At 60.1% G+C, this 19243-nt stretch carries 15 protein-coding genes and 1 pseudogene; 1 reads left to right on the top strand and 15 read right to left on the bottom strand.

The genetic code is table 11. The features are described 5' to 3' along the window. Positions 1-7: 7 nt before the first annotated feature. The 13 genes and pseudogenes from IV454_RS08140 to IV454_RS08080 all read right to left on the bottom strand — a co-directional run. Positions 8-181: pseudogene (locus IV454_RS08140) on the bottom strand (SDR family oxidoreductase); the annotation flags it as partial. A 103-nt stretch (positions 182-284) separates the two neighbouring features. Then, a complete protein-coding gene (locus tag IV454_RS08135) occupies positions 285-1253 on the bottom strand; it encodes a hypothetical protein (protein WP_206091061.1) in 969 nt (322 codons plus the stop codon). Further along, entirely contained in the window at positions 1237-2637 is a 1401-nt protein-coding gene (locus IV454_RS08130; RefSeq protein WP_206091060.1) for a hypothetical protein, read from the bottom strand. Before IV454_RS08130 ends, IV454_RS08135 begins: the two co-directional genes overlap by 17 nt. 421 nt (positions 2638-3058) lie before the next feature. Continuing rightward, a complete protein-coding gene (locus tag IV454_RS08125; RefSeq protein WP_206091059.1) occupies positions 3059-3457 on the bottom strand; it encodes a tautomerase family protein in 399 nt (132 codons plus the stop codon). Between the two features lie 46 nt (positions 3458-3503). Further along, entirely contained in the window at positions 3504-3920 is a 417-nt protein-coding gene (locus IV454_RS08120) for a MarR family winged helix-turn-helix transcriptional regulator (protein ID WP_206091058.1), read from the bottom strand. 78 nt (positions 3921-3998) lie between these two features. Next, a complete protein-coding gene (locus tag IV454_RS08115) occupies positions 3999-4808 on the bottom strand; it encodes an alpha/beta fold hydrolase (RefSeq protein ID WP_206091057.1) in 810 nt (269 codons plus the stop codon). A 72-nt stretch (positions 4809-4880) separates the two neighbouring features. Beyond that, the gene (locus tag IV454_RS08110) at positions 4881-5864 is read right to left on the bottom strand and encodes a branched-chain amino acid ABC transporter permease (protein WP_206091056.1); all 984 of its coding nucleotides are present in this window, start codon (positions 5862-5864) and stop codon (positions 4881-4883) included. A gap of 19 nt (positions 5865-5883) precedes the next feature. Further along, positions 5884-6768, bottom strand: a complete 885-nt coding sequence (locus IV454_RS08105; RefSeq protein ID WP_206091055.1) for a branched-chain amino acid ABC transporter permease — start codon at positions 6766-6768, stop codon at positions 5884-5886. Positions 6769-6921: 153 nt separating this feature from the next. Then, on the bottom strand, positions 6922-8127 hold the full coding sequence (locus IV454_RS08100) for an ABC transporter substrate-binding protein (protein ID WP_206091054.1): 1206 nt from the start codon (positions 8125-8127) through the stop codon (positions 6922-6924). Between the two features lie 55 nt (positions 8128-8182). After that, positions 8183-8890, bottom strand: a complete 708-nt coding sequence (locus IV454_RS08095; RefSeq protein ID WP_206091053.1) for an ABC transporter ATP-binding protein — start codon at positions 8888-8890, stop codon at positions 8183-8185. Further along, positions 8890-9660, bottom strand: a complete 771-nt coding sequence (locus IV454_RS08090) for an ABC transporter ATP-binding protein (RefSeq protein WP_206091052.1) — start codon at positions 9658-9660, stop codon at positions 8890-8892. Before IV454_RS08090 ends, IV454_RS08095 begins: the two co-directional genes overlap by 1 nt. A gap of 171 nt (positions 9661-9831) precedes the next feature. Beyond that, positions 9832-11457 carry a GMC family oxidoreductase gene (locus IV454_RS08085; RefSeq protein ID WP_206091051.1) on the bottom strand — a complete coding sequence of 542 codons (1626 nt, stop codon included), beginning with the start codon at positions 11455-11457 and terminating at the stop codon, positions 9832-9834. Between the two features lie 22 nt (positions 11458-11479). Next, positions 11480-12517 (bottom strand): NAD(P)H-dependent flavin oxidoreductase, encoded by a 1038-nt coding sequence (locus IV454_RS08080; RefSeq protein ID WP_206091050.1) that lies wholly within the window; start codon positions 12515-12517, stop codon positions 11480-11482. A gap of 736 nt (positions 12518-13253) precedes the next feature. Here IV454_RS08080 and IV454_RS08075 point away from each other — a divergent pair. Then, positions 13254-14306, top strand: a complete 1053-nt coding sequence (locus tag IV454_RS08075; protein WP_370663774.1) for a 5'-methylthioadenosine/adenosylhomocysteine nucleosidase — start codon at positions 13254-13256, stop codon at positions 14304-14306. On the opposite strand, the gene ald is transcribed toward IV454_RS08075, so the two are convergent. Then, a complete protein-coding gene (ald, locus tag IV454_RS08070) occupies positions 14276-15391 on the bottom strand; it encodes an alanine dehydrogenase (RefSeq protein ID WP_206091049.1) in 1116 nt (371 codons plus the stop codon). The two genes, IV454_RS08075 and ald, sit on opposite strands and share 31 nt — an antisense overlap. A gap of 35 nt (positions 15392-15426) precedes the next feature. Then, a complete protein-coding gene (putA, locus tag IV454_RS08065; RefSeq protein ID WP_206091048.1) occupies positions 15427-19074 on the bottom strand; it encodes a trifunctional transcriptional regulator/proline dehydrogenase/L-glutamate gamma-semialdehyde dehydrogenase in 3648 nt (1215 codons plus the stop codon). Positions 19075-19243: the final 169 nt, after the last annotated feature.

The following is a 19243-nucleotide window of genomic DNA, read 5'->3' as shown; positions in this document are numbered from 1 at the left end:
TGACGCGCTAGCTCATCACGGCGCCGCCGTCGACGTTGAGGGTCTGGGCCGTCATGTAGGCCGACTCGTCGCTCGCCAGAAAGATCGCCGCCCCTGTCAGGTCGCCCGGCGTGCCCATGCGTCCGAGCGGCACGGCCAGGCCGACCGCGCGTTTTTTCTCGCCCGGCTGCAACTGCTCGTAACGCCGCAGCATGATCGCTGACGATAAGCGCAAGCTAGCTTGGTCAGCAGAGCCGCCAATCGGCCCGGGACAGGAAGCCCTTCGCTTCCTGTCCGGGCGCCGCTTACTTCACTGGGCTAACGGGCGCAATGGCGCTGCTCAAGGTGTCGGTGCCGGCAAACATGCAAGTGCCATATTTGAATTTCGCGAGCCTGATTTGGCCGTGGAAGGCCCCGGTCCTGTCGAAGTGCGCAAGGCCGGTCGGGCGCGCCAGGAACTTCCACTCCCCCCTTCTTCCGCCAGGTACTGCGCCTGAATACATCACCACCATCTGGCGCTCGTTCAGCTGCGCATTGCCGGGGATATCGATCTTCCCTTGGAACAACACGACACCATCCCTGCGTTCCGCTTCGCACTTGATACGTGTCTTGTGCACGGCATGGCCCTCGACCAGCACACCGCCCAATTGTTTGAATTCGGGATGCTTGTCCTTGGGGTCCTTGTCGCTGCTGAGCAGGCGGAAACTCGAGGCAAATACCTTCACCTTGGCGACACTGCCGGCCGCCATCGGTGAAGTCGGTGTGATTTTGACCGGCACCGCGCGCACCTCATTGGGCGCGAGCTCCATGCCGAACACGCCGCCATTCACGCTCACTTCCCAACCGGGCGGCACGAGTTTTCTATCGTAGGAGATATTGAAATATTTTTTGTTCACCATGGAATCGTTGCGCAGGTGGATAAGCGTCGTATTCGGCGCACCGCCGCCCACGCCCGGCCCTGTCGCCGGCGCCTGGAAGTAATCGATATTTTCCTGCGTACCGTCGCCATCCTGGTTGCCGAAAATCGTTTCGTTGGCCAAGTGATCGATACGCACCCGCATGCAACTATGGAAATTGAAGGTGCCCGCTGCAATTTGCGCCGGCGTCAGCGCCACGTTCGGCGTCCATTCGATATACACATCGACGCTGCCACCGGCTGGAATGGAAGCCAGGCCGGGGAAGGCTGTCTGGTCGACCGAACCCAGGGTTTGAAAGCCGTTCGAGCCGTTGATCCCCAAACCGAGTGGGTTGGTCAGATCAAAATGGACCACCACGTTTTGCGCCGTGGCCGCGCCAAAGTTGCGCCCGCGCGTAGATGCGGTTGACTTGTCCGATGGCCGGATCGTCGCCATTTCCTTGCGGAACAGTCCCGCCCAAGAGATCGGACCAGCTGCCATAACGGAACACGCCGTAGCCATTGACGGGACTGTCAATCCAGAGATCCGTTGTTTCGTAAGTGTTGCCAGGTGGCGCGAGCCAAGACTTGATGCCGACATCGGCCTTGCTGGCTTGGTCGGCGTAGCGCACCGTGATATCGTAATTGTCGGCGTCGAATTTCTTGTTGACGAAAATCCAGATGCCGTCGCTCGCATTCGTGAACGTGTCGCCCTCCTGCCACAGCTTATCGCGGTCGCCGCCCTTGCCCTGCAAGGTCACTTCCTGGCCGCCGCCAGGGACGACACGCTCGATCAGAACCCCCTCATCGGGGATGCCTGCGGACGGGAACGAGGCGTTGAGATCGTCACCGAGCACACGCCGCCGTACGCTGATCAGATAATAGGCGCTGCCGCCGCTGCCCAAATAGGCCTTGATGGCCTGCATATTGGGCTTTCCCGCCGGATCATATTCTTGCGCATACAGGGCCACCGTCGCCCCGCCCGTGATCGCGGTGATGGTCTTGTACTTACTATCGGGCATCCAACCGAAATCGGTCGAGCTTTGCTGTTCGAACATCCCCGTCTGGCCAGGATAATTGGCATCCATTTGCTCGAAGCTGCTGTTGTAATTGCTGGGATGAATGGCACCGCGGGTCTGGAAGGCATGTCCCAGTTCGTGCGACCACCGCCCCCAGACCTGCGGGTCGGTGCTGCCGGGATTTTCGCTGAAGATGGCGCAGCCGACCAGCGGCGTGGCGCTTGAGCCCGGGCCCATACGGGCATTGCAGGTGCCGCCTTGGCCGCGATGGAACTGGGTGAGCGAGGTCTCCGACATGACTACGATCACCGCATCGACATTCGTCCAATCCATGCCGCTCGAATTGGCAATCGCATCGTCGATCACCTTTTGGAACTTGGTGCCGTTGGAAAGGTCGCCGTCCGGGAAGTCATCGATATAGGAGGATCGATTGTCGGGCAGTTGAATCAGCGCGCTGTTGGCTTGGGCAGTAATGGATATATTGCCGTGGGAAGTGTTCGTGCCCCACAAGGTGTTCATATTGTTAAAGAAGCCTTGCACCTGCGCTTGCGTATAGCGCGACGCGTTGCTGTAGTCCTGAAAATACACGCGTAGCACGACCACCTTCTTGACGCCAGTGACCACGACGGCCTGTGCCGGGAGCGCGACAAGAAACGGCAAGGTCAGCAAGGTCAGCAAGGTCAGCGACAGCACAAGCCGGCCACGTAGGATGCGCCCCGCGGCGCGCAGGATGGATGAAAACATGAATGGTCTCCCCGATCGGTGCAACAAGAAACTCGTTTGGCAGGCTGCAAAACGGCTGAAGCATCGCACCTGCATCTGGGTGATTTGTTCGCATTTAATTATGCGAAAGGGAAACGTGCCGGCGATCCAAGAAGCGCACCCTGTCCTATCGCTCCAGTAAATATAGCAGGCGTAAATACGGCATATACACACACATTGTCACGAAACTAAAAGTAGGGATAGCGGCGCTGAAACGCTTCGACGCCTGTGAACGCCAGCGCGAGTACGCGCATGTCTTCGAATCCCCGCGTGCCTGCGCAGGGGAGCCCACGTCGCAGAGTTGCCGTCTTCGACCATAGGCCCACAGGATGAAGGCCCACCGCATGCCCAGCGTCCCGATGGCCGCCAGAGTCAGGATCGCGACGGCGACCACGGCCAGCGCTTACGCGGCCGCATGCTGGTAGCGATATTCCTGCGTGCGGCCGCCGTAGCCGTAGGCCGCAGCGCGCACGTCGTCCACGTAGATATAGCTTTCCTCGTGCAACTCGCCAAGCAGCGCGCCAAAGCCGGCGAAGACCTGGGCGATATAGGCCGCCTTTTCATCCTTGGTGTTGGTCTCGTCGGTCACTTTGATGTCGACGTAGACGCTGTGCTTGCGCTGCTCGGCGAGGGAGACGCCACCGACGATCCAGCAGTCCGGATCGACGAAATCGATGGCAATGGAAATGAGCTCTCTCTTCTTCCGGAGAATGCCGATTGTCTTGTCGAGCACTAGGTCGGCAATCTGGCGGATCATGTCGGGGGATTTCGCGGCACTGATTTTGATATTGATGATAGGCATTTACGTCTCCATTGATTAGCTATGCAACTACTTGGGTAAAAAAAAATCACACCACTGCCGCGCGTGCCCGCTTGAGCGACCCGACGATGGCGGCAAACTGTTCCGGTTCGAGCAACTGCTTCAGGCGCGCGGTGACAGCCCCGCTTGCCGCGTTCAGGTCGTCATGCATGGCCAGCGCCGCCGGTTCCGGGAACACCGCGCATTCGCGGCCATCCCCGCCGGTGGGGCGGCGGTCGATCAGGCCCAGCTTCTGCAAACCGTCGAGCGAGCGCGTGGCTGTCGGGCGGCTGATCACCAGTTCCCTGGCCAGTTCGCTTTGCAACAAGCCCGGCCGCGCCAGCACCGCGCGCAGCATGAAGGCCTGCGATGGCGTCAGCCCGAACGGCTTGAACGCGCGCGTCCACTCGCGCTCAAGTACGCGCGCCAGGGCGGTGGTGTTGAAATAGAGGCAGTGATCAAACATGACTCCACTCTAGTCCAATATAGTTCGCTATGCAATCACATTGTGGAAATTGTTTCACGTGAAGCAATTTGGGCAGTCTTAGCTTTTGAAATATGCCAGCAAGTGCCGGTTGATCTGATCGGCCGCCTCGATCTGAAGCCAGTGGCCGACCTTGTCGATGCGCTGATATTCGAAGGTGGCGCTGACGTACTTGCCCGATTCGCGCATCTGCGCTTCCGTCAGCGCCACGTCATTCGCACTCCACAGGCCGAGGACGGGCACCTTGACGGTCGGCCAGGAACGCTCGAAGAACATGCCCAGGTTCGCCCGGTAATAATTCAGCGCGGCGGTCAGGCGGCCGGGACGGTCGAGATCGGCGCGCCATTCCTCGAACTGCTGCGGCGTGGTCGCGAGCTTGCGCACCGCGCGCCAGTCGAAGGCCTTGATCATTGCCTCGGCAATGCCGCGCAGCTGGAACACCATCACGTAATAGCCCTTGAGCAGCTGCAGCGGCCCGCCGGCGGTGTAGGCCGCCGGATGCCCCACCGAGAGCGCTACGAAGCGCTCCACGCGCTCTGGCGCGACCATGCACACGTTCCAGCCGATCACCGATCCCCAATCGTGGCCGACCAGCAAAACCCGCGCTATCCCCAGCGCGTCGAGCAAGCCGACGACATCCGCGCGCAACTGCGTCAGCGCATAGGCGTCTTGCTTCGCTGGCGCCTCGGTCTTGCCGAAGCCGCGCAGATCCGGCGCGATCACGCGGTAACCAGCGCCAGCGAGCGCATCGATTTGCGTACGCCAAACCTGATGCGTGTCCGGGAAGCCGTGCAGCAGGAGCACCGGCGGCCCCTCCCCTTCGGTGACAACATGCATGGCGATGCCGTTGACAGTCAGTGTCTGTTCCATCGATCCTCCGTGCGTTGAATAAAAAAAAGCCGGGTCATGCGACCCGGCTTTGTGTCCTTGCATTTCAAGCAATCATACGGATTTTTTGCGGACACCGGAGGACGCCATGGCGGCGCCGATTTCACCCACGATGCCGCGCCGGAACAGCAGCACGCAGAGGACGAAAATCAGCCCGGTCACCATGCCGACCGATTCGCCCAAGGTATTGAACCACTCGACGCCGGTCTGGGTCGCCAGGAAGGTACCGATATCGCCCAGCTTGTTTTCCAGGGTGATGATGATGAAGGCGCCGATGATCGGCCCCGACAGGGTGCCCATGCCGCCCACCAAGGTCATCAGGATCACCAGGCCGGACATGGCCCAGTGCACGTCGGTGAGCGTCTCGAAGCCCAGCACCAGGGTCTTGGTGGCGCCCGCCAGGCCCGTCAGCGAGGCCGACAGCACGAAGGCCACCAGCTTGTACCTGTCGACGTCGTAGCCGAGCGAAATGGCACGCGGCTCGTTTTCCTTGATCGCCTTGAGCACCTGGCCGAAGGGCGAGTGCACCGTGCGCACGATCAGCGCAAAGCCCGCCACGGCAATGGCCAGCACCACGAAGTACAAGGTCAGGTCCTTGCTCAGATCGATAACGCCGAACAGCTTGCCACGTGGAACGCCCTGCAAGCCATCCTCGCCATGCGTGAAGGGTGCGCGCAGTGCCGCGAAATACACCATCTGCGCCAAGGCCAGGGTGATCATGGAAAAGTAGATGCCTTGCCGGCGAATCGCCAGCGCACCCATCACCAGGCCGACCAGGGCGCTGGCCGCCACGCCGAGCAGGATGCCCACTTCGGTCGGCAAGCCGAGCACCGTCAGCGCGTGCCCGGTCACGTAACCGGCCGCACCAAAAAAAGCGGCATGGCCGAAGGACAGCAGGCCCGTGTAACCGATCAGCAAGTTGAAGGCGCAGGCGAACAGCCCGAAGCACAGCAACTTCATCAGGAACACGGGATAGCCGATAAAAGGCGCCGCCAGCGCGATCAGCAGCGCGACGCCGTAAGCGATGTTCTTGTTCATCAATGGCTCCAGTTCTCGGTTACTTTTCTTTGCCGAACAAACCGGCGGGACGGAGCAACAGCACGATGACCATGACCACGAACACCACCACTTCCGAGCCTTCCGGATAGAAGACGCGGGTGAGGCCCTCGATCACGCCAAGGCCCAGGCCGGTGATGATGGAACCCATGATCGATCCCATGCCCCCGATCACCACAACGGCGAACACGACGATGATCAGGTTGGAGCCCATCAGTGGCGTAACGTTGATGATCGGCGCCGCCAGCACCCCGGCAAAGCCCGCCAGCGCGACGCCGAAGCCGTAGGTCAAGGTGACCATCAGCGGCACGTTGACGCCGAAGGCTTCGACCAGTTTCGGGTTTTCGGTCCCGGCCCGCAGGTAGGCGCCGAGCTTGGTCTTTTCGATGACGAACCAGGTCAGCAGGCAGACGCTGAGCGAGGCGAACACGACCCACAGGCGGTAGTTGGGCAATTCCATGAAGCCCAGGTCGGTCCTGCCCTGCAGCAGCGCCGGGACTTCGACGGATTGGCCGGAGTTGCCGAAGAAGGAACGGAACACGCCTTCGAGCAGCAGGGTGATGCCGAAGGTGAGCAGCAGGCCGTACAGGTGGTCGAGCTTGTAGAGCCAGCGCAGCATGGATTTTTCGACGATGATGCCGAACACGCCGACCAGCAAGGGCGCCAGCACCAGCATCGCCCAGTAGCTCAGGCCGAAGGTGGTCACGCCGATGTAGGCGGCAAAGGCACCCATCATATAGAGGGCGCCGTGGGAAAAGTTGATGACATTAAGCAGGCCGAAAATGACGGCCAGGCCAAGCGAGAGCATGGCGTAGAAGGAGCCGTTGACCAGGCCGAGCAAAAGCTGGCTGACCATCGCCTGCAGGGGAACGCCGAATATTTCCATGGCATCTCAGTTCATAAAATGGGAGCGGTGAATAGCCCGTCGTTCCCGCGCAGGCGGGAACCCAAGTTTGCCAGGATCACCGCAGCGCGACGAACTTGGGTTCCCGCCTGCGCGGGAACGACGGCGCCGGTAGAAGTTCGAAAGCGACCTAACTTACTTCCACAACGCGCACTTCGTTTCCGCCTTGGTCGTGTACGCCTGCGCGCCAGGAATCGTCGCGACGACCTTGTAGTAATCCCACGGGTACTTCGACTCGGCCTGCTTCTTCACTTCCATCAGGTACATATCGTGCACCATGCGGCCATCCGGACGGATCTCGCCGCCCTTGGTGAACATGTCGTTGATCTTGGTCTTCTTCAACTGCGCCATGACCTTCTCGCTGTCGTCGGTCCCGATCGCCTTCACCGCGTTCAGGTAGTTGGTCGCGGCCGAGTAATCGGCGGCCTGCAACATCGACGGGAACTTCTTCATCTTGGCGAAATAGCGCTTCGACCAGGCCCGGCTTTCCGGGCTCTGATCCCAGTACCAGCCATCGGTCAGATACATGCCTTGGGTCATGTTCAATCCCAGGGTGTGGATGTCATTGATAAACACCAGCAAACCAGCCAGCTTCATCGTCTTGCCAACCCCAAACTCGTTGGCGGCCTTGACCGCATTGATCATGTCGCCGCCGGCATTGGCCAGGCCCAGGATCTGCGCCTTCGACCCCTGCGCCTTGATCAGGAAGGACGAAAAATCCGACGCCGACAAAGGATGCTTGGAGGTGCCCGCCACAGTGCCGCCGGCCGCCTTGATCACATCGGTTGTATCTTTCTCAAGCGACTGGCCGAAAGCGTAATCGGCGGTCAGGAAATACCAGGACTTGCCGCCCTGCTTGACAATCGCGCCACCGGTTCCACGGGCCAAGGCCACCGTGTCGTAGGCGTAGTGCACGGTGAAGGGCGAGCATTCTTCATTGGTCAGGCGGGCGGAGCCGGCGCCGATCGAGATGAACACTTTCTTCTTCTCGGACGCGATCTTGGCCATGGCCAGGTTGGCGCCCGAATTGGTGCCGCCGATCAGCATGTCGACACCCTGCTGGTCGAACCATTCGCGCGCCTTGCTGGCGGCGATGTCGGCCTTGTTCTGGTGGTCGGCGAAAACGAATTCGATCTTCTTGCCGTTGATAGTGCCGCCCAGGTCAGCGATCGCCATCTTGACCGCTTCCGCGCCGCCGGATCCGTCCACGTCGGCGTACACGCCGGACACGTCGGTCAACATGCCGATCTTGATGGTGTCGTTCGAGATTTGCGCCTGGGCTGGCAAGGCGAAGCCGAGGCATGCGGCGCTGGCTGCTAAAGCAATGATGTTACGTTTCATATTGTCTCCATTTAGGGTATGGGTATGGTCTTGCTAGGGGGCTGTCGCTATCCTGCTATACGCCCAGCAGCTCGGTCAGGATTGGCATCTTGGCGCTCAATTCCGACGAAGCGAAGGTCTCCACGATCTGACCGTGCTCGACCACGTAAAACCGGTCCGCCAACGGTGCGGCGAAACGGAAATTCTGTTCCACCATGACGATGGTGTAGCCCTTGGCCTTGAGCGTGGTAATCATGCGCGCGAGACCTTGCACGATCACCGGCGCCAGGCCTTCGGAAATTTCATCGAGCAGCAACAGGCGCGCACCGGTGCGCAAGATGCGCGCAACCGCCAGCATCTGCTGTTCGCCGCCCGACAGGCGCGTGCCCGGGCTGTTTTTTCGTTCCAGCAAATTCGGAAACATCTCGTAGATCTCGGCCACCGACATGCCGGCGTCGGCGCCGGCCAGTTGCGGCGGCAGCATCAGGTTTTCTTCGGTCGACAGCGACGAAAAGATGCCCCGCTCTTCCGGGCAATACCCGATGCCCAGGTGGGCGATCTTGTGCGTCGGCAGGCCGATGGCTTCGATCCCATTCACCTTGATCGATCCGGTGCGCGTCCCGGTCAAGCCCATGATCGCGCGCAAGGTGGTGGTGCGTCCGGCACCGTTGCGGCCCAGCAGGGTGACCACTTCGCCCTTGTTGACCCGCAAATTGACGTTGTGGAGGATGTGCGATTCGCCGTACCAGGCTTGCAAATTCGAAATTTCGAGGGCCGCGGTCATCAGTGCGCTCCCGCGAGTTCGGCGCTGGTGGTGCCCATGTAGGCTTCCATCACCTGCGGATTGGTCGACACGTCGGCGTAACTGCCTTCGGCCAGCAGCGCGCCCCTCTGCAACACGGTAATTTTGTCGCAGATGCCGGAGACGACATTCATATTGTGTTCCACCATCAGGATGGTGCGGCCGGCCGACACTTTTTTGATCAGCTCGGTAACCCTGTGCACATCCTCGTGACCCATGCCCTGGGTCGGCTCGTCGAGCAGCATCAGCTCGGGCTTCATCGCCAGGGTGGTGGCGATTTCGAGCGCGCGCTTGCGTCCGTAGGGCATGTCGACGGTGACGGTATCGGCGAATTCGGTCAGGTCGACTTCGGCCAGCAGCTCCATGGCGCGCTCGTTCAAGAGCGAGAGCGAGCGTTCGCTGCGCCAGAAATGGAAGGACGTGCCCAGTTCCCGCTGCAAACCGATGCGCACATTCTGCAGCACGGTCAGGTGCGGGAACACGGCCGAAATCTGGAACGAGCGGATGATGCCCATGCGCGCGATCTGGGCCGGGTGGGCGAAGGTGATATCTTTTCCATTGAACAGGATCTGGCCCGACGTGGGCACCAGGAATTTGGTCAGCAGATTGAAACAGGTGGTCTTGCCGGCGCCGTTGGGACCGATCAGCGCGTGGATGTGGCCACGCTGGACGGTGAGATTAACATCATTGACCGCGGTAAAGCCCTTGAACTCTTTGGTCAGGTTCTTTGTTTCCAATATGACGTCTGTCATTGTGTCTCCGGTTTATTTTGATACCGCTTTGAAACCTTTTTTATTCGATAATACACACAATGGATTTTGGTCACAATACAGTATAACTACCATGCCGTAAGCGCTGATGCATATCAGGCAAGCGACATGGAACTGCAACTTTGCGGCAGCTCCGGAGTCTGCCTGCATTGTTTATTTGGCCGTGTGGGCGATCAATTCAGCCGCGCGTTCGGCAATCATGATGGTAGGGCTGTTGGTATTGCCGGACGTGATCAGCGGCATCACCGAGGCGTCGACCACGCGCAGTCTTTGCACGCCATTCACGCACAATTGGCTGTCGACGACGGCCATCGGGTCCCCTGCCCTGCCCATCTTGCAGGTGCCGACCGGATGGAAAATCGTCGTGCCGATCTGGCTGGCGGCCTCGGCCAATTCTTCTTCCGTGCGGAACGCCATGCCCGGCTTGAATTCCTGCGGCGCATAGCGCGCCATTGCCGGCGCCGCCACGATCTTGCGCGTCAGGGTCAGCGCGGCCGCCGCGGTCTTGCGATCTTGCTCGGTACTCAGGTAATTCGGCGTGATTTTTGGGGCGGCATAGGAATCGGCGGAAGCAATCCGCACATGCCCGCGCGATGTCGGCCGCAGGTTGCATACGCTCGCCGTAAACGCCGGAAATGGATGCAAGGGATCGCCGAATTTTTCCAGCGATAAAGGCTGCACGTGATATTGCAGGTTTGGCGTGGCCTGGCCCGGATCGGACCTGGCGAACGCGCCCAGTTGCGACGGCGCCATCGACATCGGTCCGCTCTGGAACATCGCGTATTCGATGCCGATCTTCATCTTGCCGAACCAGCTCGCCGCCGTGGTGTTCAGGGTGCGTGCATTGCTGACCTTGTAGATCATGCGCAGCTGCAAATGATCCTGCAAATTATCCCCAACCCCGGGCGCATCGACCTGGACCGCGATGCCGGCATCGCGCAGCAAGGCTGCCGGTCCGATGCCGGACAGTTGCAAAATCTGAGGGGAGCCCACCGCGCCGGCGGTCAGCACGGTTTCGCGAACGGCGGTCGCCGTGAACGCCGTGCCGCCGCCGGTAAATTCGACCCCGCGGCAGACCTTGCCCTGCTCCGTGTCGTCGATGATCAAACGTTCCACGTGGCAGCCAGTCATGATGGTCAGGTTGTCGCGCTTGGCAGCGGGCTTGAGGAAGGCCTTGGCCGTGTTCCAGCGGATACCGCGCTTCTGGTTGACATCGAAGTAATTGCAACCTTCATTGTCTCCGCCGTTGAAATCCTCCGTTTTACGGATGCCAGTTTGTTCGGCGGCATCGCGAAAGGCGTCCAGCAATTGCCAGGACAGGCGTTGCTTCTCGACCCGCCACTCGCCGCCGGTGCCGTGCAGTTCGCTGGCGCCGCCATGATAATCCTCGCTCTTTTTAAAAAGCGGCAATACCTTATCCCAGCTCCAGCCAGTATCGCCCGTCAGTTCGGCCCAATGATCGTAATCGTGCGCCTGGCCGCGCATGTAGATCATGCCGTTGATCGAGGAGCTGCCGCCCAGGACTTTGCCGCGCGGATAAATCAGCGAGCGGCCGTTTAGGCCGGCATCCGGTTCGGTCTTGTACAGCCAGTCGGTGCGCGGATTGCCGATGCAATGCAGATAGCCGACCGGAATGTGGATCCAAACATAGTCGTCGCGCCCACCCGCTTCGATCAGCAGCACGGTGGTGTCGCGGCGCCGGGTCAGGCGGTTGGCCAGTACGCAGCCGGCGGTGCCGCCGCCGACGATGATGTAGTCGTATTCTCCTGCCGATTCCAAATGCTGCTCCTCGTCTCGTTTTTTAGTTTGTGCGCATCTCGGCCACCAGCATTTGCATCAGTTGCGCTACCGGCATCGGCCGCGCGCGGCGGATTTCGGCGCCCGCCCAGAGCGACATCAGTTCGGTATCGCCGCGTTCGGCAGCGGCTGCGCGTATGCCTGTGGTCAGTGCGTTTTGAACAGGATACGCTGGAACTTGCTTTTCAACACTTTCCATCTTGCGCATGAAGGTGTTTTCCAGGCCGCGCGCGTAGCGTCCGCTGAAGGCGCGGGTCAGGCGGGTTGGCGTCTCGCGCGCCTCGATCAAGCGCTGTTTATAGGCGGGATGGATGCCGGACTCGTCGGTCACGATAAAGGCGCTGCCCATTTGCACGGCCTGCGCGCCCAGTGCCAGGGCTTCGGCAATATCGACCCCGGTCATGATGCCGCCGGCGGCAATCATTGGAATCTTGACGGCCTCCGCAACCTGGGGCCAGAGTGCTTTTCCACTCAGGGTAGCCTCTTCCTGCGGACCGAGAAAGGTCCCGCGATGGCCGCCGCACTCGATTCCCGACGCGACCACGGCGTCGGCGCCCACGTTTTCCCAGGCCAAGGCTTCATCCACGGTGGTGACCGTGCCGATGACAACAATGCCGGCATCGTGCAAACGCTCGACCTGGGATGGGGTCAGGATGCCGAAGGTAAAACTTGCCGCCGCCGGACGCAGTTCGATCAAGGTGGCGAACTGCGCTTCAAAATCCTGGCACCACTGGGCGGGGATGGGCAATTTGTCCCAGCCCAGGCTTTCCCAGACCGGGCGCAGTAGCTCAACGGCGGCGTTCACCTCTACCGCGCTCGGCGAAGGTGTCTGAAGAACAAACAGATTCAGCAAAAACGGCTGATCGGTCATCGACCTGATCCGGCCCACCTCGTCGCGCATCGCCGCCGGCGACATCAACGATCCCGCCATGCAACCCAGGCCACCGGCATTCGATACGGCAGCCACCAATTCGGCCCGGCTGGCGCCGCCAGCCATCGGTCCTTGCAAAATTGGAAACTTAAACAATCCGTGCAGCGTCATACGACCTCCTCAACGTTCAAAACGACCTGTGGATAAGCCTATTGATATCCACAGGCACCGTTTGTGGATAAACGCGACTTTATTCACAGGCCAAAATTTGTCCCAAATTGGTACCAGCCGGATACAGAGCAGATCACCGACTTATACCTCTTGCAAGCTCCTGATTTCGCGCAGGTTTTTGCCCTTATCCACAGAAAAACGCCCCTGTTAACAACTACTACTAAATCTATATTTAACCTTTTTAGGTAAACCATCAAGACCTTTGAAAAACAAAAACTGAAAAACCGAAGAGCCCGAAATCGGAAAAAATTTTCTTTGCTGAACAAAAAAGAAAAAGTTTCCAAAAAAAAAAAAATCCGCCAAAAAAACGTGCCAGTCACTTTTCTGAAGACAAAAAAAAAGCCGCGAACGGCTCGTCTGACTGGCAGCACATGTGGATAAGTCGATGGATATCCACAGGATGAGATGTGCAAAACCGTTGACTTTGTTCACAGGCAAATTTTTGTTCAACAGTCATCCTTCGAAGATACAGGTCTTTTCCAGCGACTTTTTCGAAGGGTAAGCTGTTGATCCTGTTCATAAATCCGGACTTATCCACACAAAAACCGCCGTTTACTATCACTACTAAATTTGTATACATACTACTTATATAAAACCCTAAACCCCGGCAAAGCGGTGCATAACCTCGAAGTCATCCACAACCAAATCCTCCAAAACCCAGAAAACCTTGAAATACATGCGTTTACAGACCGATCCTGGCAAAAGCACGGAACCGTCGAAGCCCGCAGAAGCTCCTGAAGGCACCGCCAAGGCCATCGCAGCGCTGGTGGACCGCAAGCCGGGACTGTCTGCAGAAATCAACGCTGGCGGCCTTCTGCGCACCTTCGGAAGCTTGCAGTGCACCTGGAACGGTTTATCCTTGTGGAAAACTCGTGACTTACCCACATGCACATTCACCAAAAAGGTTCTTCAAAGCATGAATTCAGGAAAAAATGTACGTTTAGGCATCATTAGTGCCTTGCACGAAGAACAGGAAGGGCTCGTGGAAGCCATGCAAGGCCCCGCCACGCTCATTCATGGCATGCGCAACTACGCATCGGGACAGGTCGCTGGAATCGACGCTGTGTGCGTTCTGTCGCGAATTGGCAAGGTTGCCGCCGCCATGACCGCGACGACGCTTGTGGAAAAGTACGGAGTTACCCACATCCTCTTCACCGGCGTTGCCGGAGCCGGTGATGCCGGGGTGAAGGTAGGCGACATCGTGGTGGCCGAATCGCTGGTCCAGTACGACATGGATGCAAGTCCCCTGTTTCCGCGTTTCGAGGTGCCGCTGACCGGCTTGTCGCACTTCCAGTCGGATTTGCATATGAGCCAGCGCATCGCCAGTGCGGCGACGGATTTTCTCGACAAGGATTTTGAAACCGTCATCGACGACGCCGAACGCGCCGAATTCGCCCTGGAGCGGCCACGGGTGCACCGCGGCCTGATTGCCAGTGGCGATCAGTTCATCAGCAAACGCGCGCACCTGGCGCAGTTGACGGGATCGCTGCCAGGCTTGCTGGCGGTTGAAATGGAAGGCGCGGCAGTGGCCCAGGTCTGTTTTGAGCTGGGCATTCCGTTTGCGGTGATCCGGACGATTTCGGATAACGCGAATGAAGAGGCGGCGACCGATTTCATGCGTTTCGTGAAATCAGTCGCCTCCCGTTATGCTTTTCATATCGTCACGCGCTTTTGCGCCGACCTGAAAAACCGTCCGCCTCAACCCAGCAGGGAGTCCGCCGGGGTGTAGTCGTAGCCGAGCGCCTGGGCAATCGCCGCGTAGGTGACTTTGCCTTGGCAGACATTCAGGCCGTTTTTCAGATGCGCATCGTCGGCCAGGGCTTTTTTCCAGCCCTTTTCCGCCAGCGCCACCGCATGGCCGATCGTCGCGTTATTCAAGGCGAAGGTCGACGTGCGCGCCACCGCGCCCGGCATGTTGGCCACACAGTAATGCACCACGCCGTCGACGATATAGGTCGGATCGGCGTGCGTGGTCGCATGCGAGGTTTCGAAGCAGCCGCCCTGGTCGATCGCCACATCGACCACCACCGCGCCCGCCTTCATCTTCGCAATCATCGCGCGGGTCACCAGCTTGGGCGCCGCGGCGCCCGGCACCAGCACGCCGCCGATCACCAGGTCGGCCGACAGCACCGCTTCCTCGATCGAATGGGCATTCGAATACTGGGTCGAAATCCGGTTGCCGAATACCAGGTCGAGCTGGCGCAGGCGGTCGATGCTCTTGTCGAGCACCGTCACCCGGGCGCCGGTACCGACCGCCATTTGCAGCGCATTGGTGCCGACCACGCCGGCCCCGATAATGACCACGTGGCCGGCCGCCACACCGGGTACGCCGCCGAGCAGCAATCCCATGCCGCCCTTGGATTTTTCCAGATGGGCGGCGCCGGCCTGGATCGCCATGCGCCCCGCTACCTCGCTCATGGGAGCGAGCAGCGGCAAGCCGCCGCCGGCGCCGGTGATGGTTTCGTACGCGATGCAAATGGCGCCCGATTTCACCAGCGCCGCCGTCTGGTCCGGATCCGGTGCCAGGTGCAGATAGGTGTACAGGATCTGGCGATCGCGCAGCATCGCGCATTCGACCGGTTGCGGCTCCTTGACTTTGACGATCATGTCGGCGCGCGCGAAAATTTCTTTCGCCTCGTCGACAATGCTCGCACCGGCGGCGACGTACTGCTCATCGGATAACCCGATCTCGGCGCCCGCGTTTTTCTGAACCAGTACCTGATGCCCGCGCGAGCTTAATTCGCGTACGCTCGGCGGTGTCAGGCCTACCCGGTATTCGTGATTCTTGATCTCTTTTGGAACGCCTACAATCATGTCATCCTCCAAGGGGTAGTTTTATATTTGAATCATTACAGACCTAAGGTCATCAGGCTTGCGTTTCCGCCAGCCGCAGTGGTATTGACGCACAGTGCGCGCTCGGCCACCATGCGCCACAGCGCAATTGCACCTTCTTCCGAGGTATCGATCACGCCGACAATCGCTCCCTGGCGGCTTGCCAGCACGGGCCACAATTCGGCCGCCAGCGACGCTTCCACCAAGGCAATCTGAAAATGGCATTCCGCCGTATCGGCCCCGCTCACAAAGGTGATGTGGTCCGCCACTTCCGGCGGCAAGCCTTCGGGAATGACTTCCTTCGCGCGCGCCAGCACAATCGCCCGGTTCCCTGTTGCCAGGCAAGCCGCCAATTGATTGAGCAATACGCCTGGCGTTGCCGCCGCACACAAAATGGCGCCGCGCGGGGCAAACGACAAGCCGTTGCGTTCGCCGGTCGGACCCGGCAAGGTCAGGCTGGTGCCGGCCAGGGTGGTGCGCATGTATTCTTCGGCCAGGGTGACGACGTGCTCGTGGCCATGGGCTTTGGCCCACACCAGCAGGGCATCGAGGGCCGGGGTGGCCTGGCGTTCATGCAGCAGCAGCGCCGGTGCTGCGCGCTGCAAGCGTTTGAGGTAAAGCGGACCGCCCGCTTTCGGGCCGGTTCCGGACTGGCCTTCGCCGCCGAACGGCTGCACGCCGACCACGGCGCCGACGATATTGCGGTTCACGTAGATATTGCCGACGTGCGCGCGCGAGGTAATGAAATCGATCGTTTCATCGATGCGCGAATGCACGCCCAAGGTCAGGCCGAAACCGCTGGCGTTGATCGAATCGATCAGCTTCGGCAGATCGGCGCGGCGATAACGGATGATGTGCAAGACCGGGCCGAATACCTCGTGTTCGAGTTCGGACAAGGAGCCGATTTCGAGCACGGTCGGCGCCACGAAAGTGCCTTGCGCCGCCACGGCCGCCGGCACTTCCATCGCAAAATGGTTTTTCGCGGTCGGCTTCATGCGTTCGATGTGGCGCAGCAGGTTTTGCTGCGCTTCCGCATCGATCACCGGGCCGATATCGGTGGCCAGGCGATCAGGCACGCCCACGCGCAATTCCTGCATCGCGCCTTTGAGCATCCTGATGGTTTTATCGGCGATTTCCTGCTGCAGGAACAACACGCGCAAGGCTGAGCAACGCTGGCCGGCGCTGTCGAACGCCGAGGTCATCACGTCCTGCACCACCTGTTCCGGCAAGGCCGAGGAATCGACGATCAGCGCATTCTGGCCGCCCGTTTCAGCGATCAGCGGAATATCGCAGGATTCCTTGACCGAGCGCGCCGCCAGGGTGCGGTTGATCAGCTGCGCCACTTCGGTGGAGCCGGTAAAAATCACGCCCTTGACCCGAGAATCAGCGGTCAGGCCGGCACCGACCACTTCGCCGCGGCCCGGCAGAAATTGCAGGGCCGCTTTTGGAATACCCGCTTCATGGAACAGCTGCACCGCGCGATAAGCGATCAGCGGCGTTTGTTCCGCCGGTTTTGCCAGCACCACATTGCCCGCCGCAAGCGCCGCGGCCACTTGGCCGGTAAAGATCGCGAGCGGGAAATTCCACGGGCTGATACAAGTGACCGGGCCGAGCGCCAGCACCTGCGGCGTACCGTGCACCTGGGCCGCGTAATAGCGCAGGAAATCGACCGCTTCGCGGATTTCGGCAATCGCATTCGGCAGCGATTTACCGGCTTCGCGAATGGCCAGCGCCATCAGTTCCGGGTAGTTTTCTTCGAACAGATCGGCCACGCGCACGAGCATCGCGGCACGCGCCGTCGGCCCCGTGGTTTGCCAGTCCATGGCGAAATTGCTGGCGCTGTGCAGCGCCGTTTCAACATCGGCGCTACTGGCGTCGCTCACCTTGCCAACCACGTCGGCATGCAGCGCCGGATTGCAAATGGACGCGGGCGCGCCGGCCACCACGGGGCCGTCGATCAATGGCGCGGCGTGGTAATTGCGCGGCTGTGCCAACGCGGTGCCGATATTGCGCAGTACATCTTCATTCGTCAGATCGAGACCGGCCGAATTCTTGCGTTCCGCATTGAACAGGGCAAGCGGCAAGGTAATGCCCGGATGCGGCACGCCGCCCTGCGCGCGCGATGCCTCGAACGGATCGGCGATGAGCGATTCGATCTTGACTTTTTCATCGACGATCTGGTTCACGAACGAGGAATTGGCGCCGTTTTCCAGCAGGCGGCGCACCAGGTAGGCGAGCAAGGTTTCGTGCGATCCGACTGGCGCATAAATGCGGCACGGCTTATCCAGATTGGCTTTGCCGACGACCTGGTCGTACAAGGTTTCGCCCATGCCGTGCAGGCACTGGAATTCATAATCCTTGATGCCGTCCTGCTGCGCCCAGGTGTAAATCACCGACAGGCTGTGCGCATTGTGGGTGGCAAATTGCGGATACAGCAAGCCGCTCGCACCCAGCAGTTTTTTGGCGCAGGTCAGGTAAGACACATCGGTGTACACCTTGCGCGTATAGACCGGATAACCGGGCATGCCATCGACTTGTGCGCGCTTGATTTCAGCGTCCCAATACGCGCCTTTCACCAGCCGCACCATGAATTTGCGGCCGCTGCGGCGCGCCAGGTCGATCAGGTAATCGATTACGAACGGGCAGCGCTTCTGGTACGCCTGCACCACGAAGCCGATGCCCTCGAAACCGGCCAGCTCCGGATCGAACGCCATCGCTTCCATCATGTCGAGCGAGATTTCCAGGCGGTCGGCTTCTTCCGCATCGATATTGATGCCGATGTTGTACTGCTTGGCCAGCAATACCAGGCTGCGCACGCGCGGCAGCAGTTCGCTCATCATGCGCGCATGCTGTGCGCGGCTGTAGCGCGGATGCAGGGCCGACAGCTTGACCGAAATGCCAGGACCATCCTTGATGCCGCGCCCGTTCGATGCCTTGCCGATCGCATGGATCGCCGTTTCGTACGAGGCGTAATAGTTTTTCGCATCCGCTTCGGTCAGGGCCGCTTCGCCCAGCATGTCGTAGGAATAGCGGTAGCCGCGCTGCTCGTTCTCGCGGCTGTTCTTGATCGCTTCGCCGATGGTCTGGCCGGTCACGAACTGGTTGCCCAGCATGCGCATGGCCAGGTCGACGCCCTTGCGGATCAGCGGCTCGCCGCCTTTGCCGATCAGTTTGGTCAGCGCCGAGCCGAGCCCGGTTTCGCTGCTGGTGCTGACCAGCTTGCCGGTGATCAGCAAACCCCAGGTGGCGGCGTTGACGAACAGCGAAGGCGATTCGCCCAGGTGCTTGCCCCAGTCACCCTTGCTGATCTTGTCGGCAATGAGGCGGTCGGCGGTTTGCTTGTCTGGAATGCGCAGCAGCGCTTCGGCCAAGCACATCAGTGCGACACCTTCTTCCGATGATAGCGAGAATTCATGCATCAGCGCATCGACGCCGGATGAACGCGTGCGCTTTTCGCGCACGGCCGAGACCAGGCGGTGCGCCAGCGCGTGCGCCTCCGGATGGGCTTTGTTGCCCTGTCCCAGCAGCCAGGCGACGGCCTCGGCTTCATCGCGGCGGTAAGCAGCGGTAATGGCGGCGCGCAGCGGCGTCTGGTCCGGTTTGATTTCGGCCAGCAGCGCAGAAAAGGGAACGAAGGATGTGGCCGAAGCAGCGGCAGTTTGCATTGAGAACTCTTTTACCAGGGTTAAACGAATCGGAAAGACGACACCGCGCACCTCCGGCGCGGCTTTTCCGTGAAGGCAAGCCGCGCTGGAAGTGCGCGAAAACATGATTCGATTGTAGAGTGAAATCTTCTGGATTAATTCTGGTATTACAGAAGACTAGCCATAGATA

The sequence above is a fragment of the Massilia antarctica genome (assembly GCF_015689335.1).
Classification (GTDB): Bacteria; Pseudomonadota; Gammaproteobacteria; order Burkholderiales; family Burkholderiaceae_D; genus Telluria_A; species Telluria_A antarctica.
This window is presented reverse-complemented; position numbering and strand designations above follow the sequence as displayed.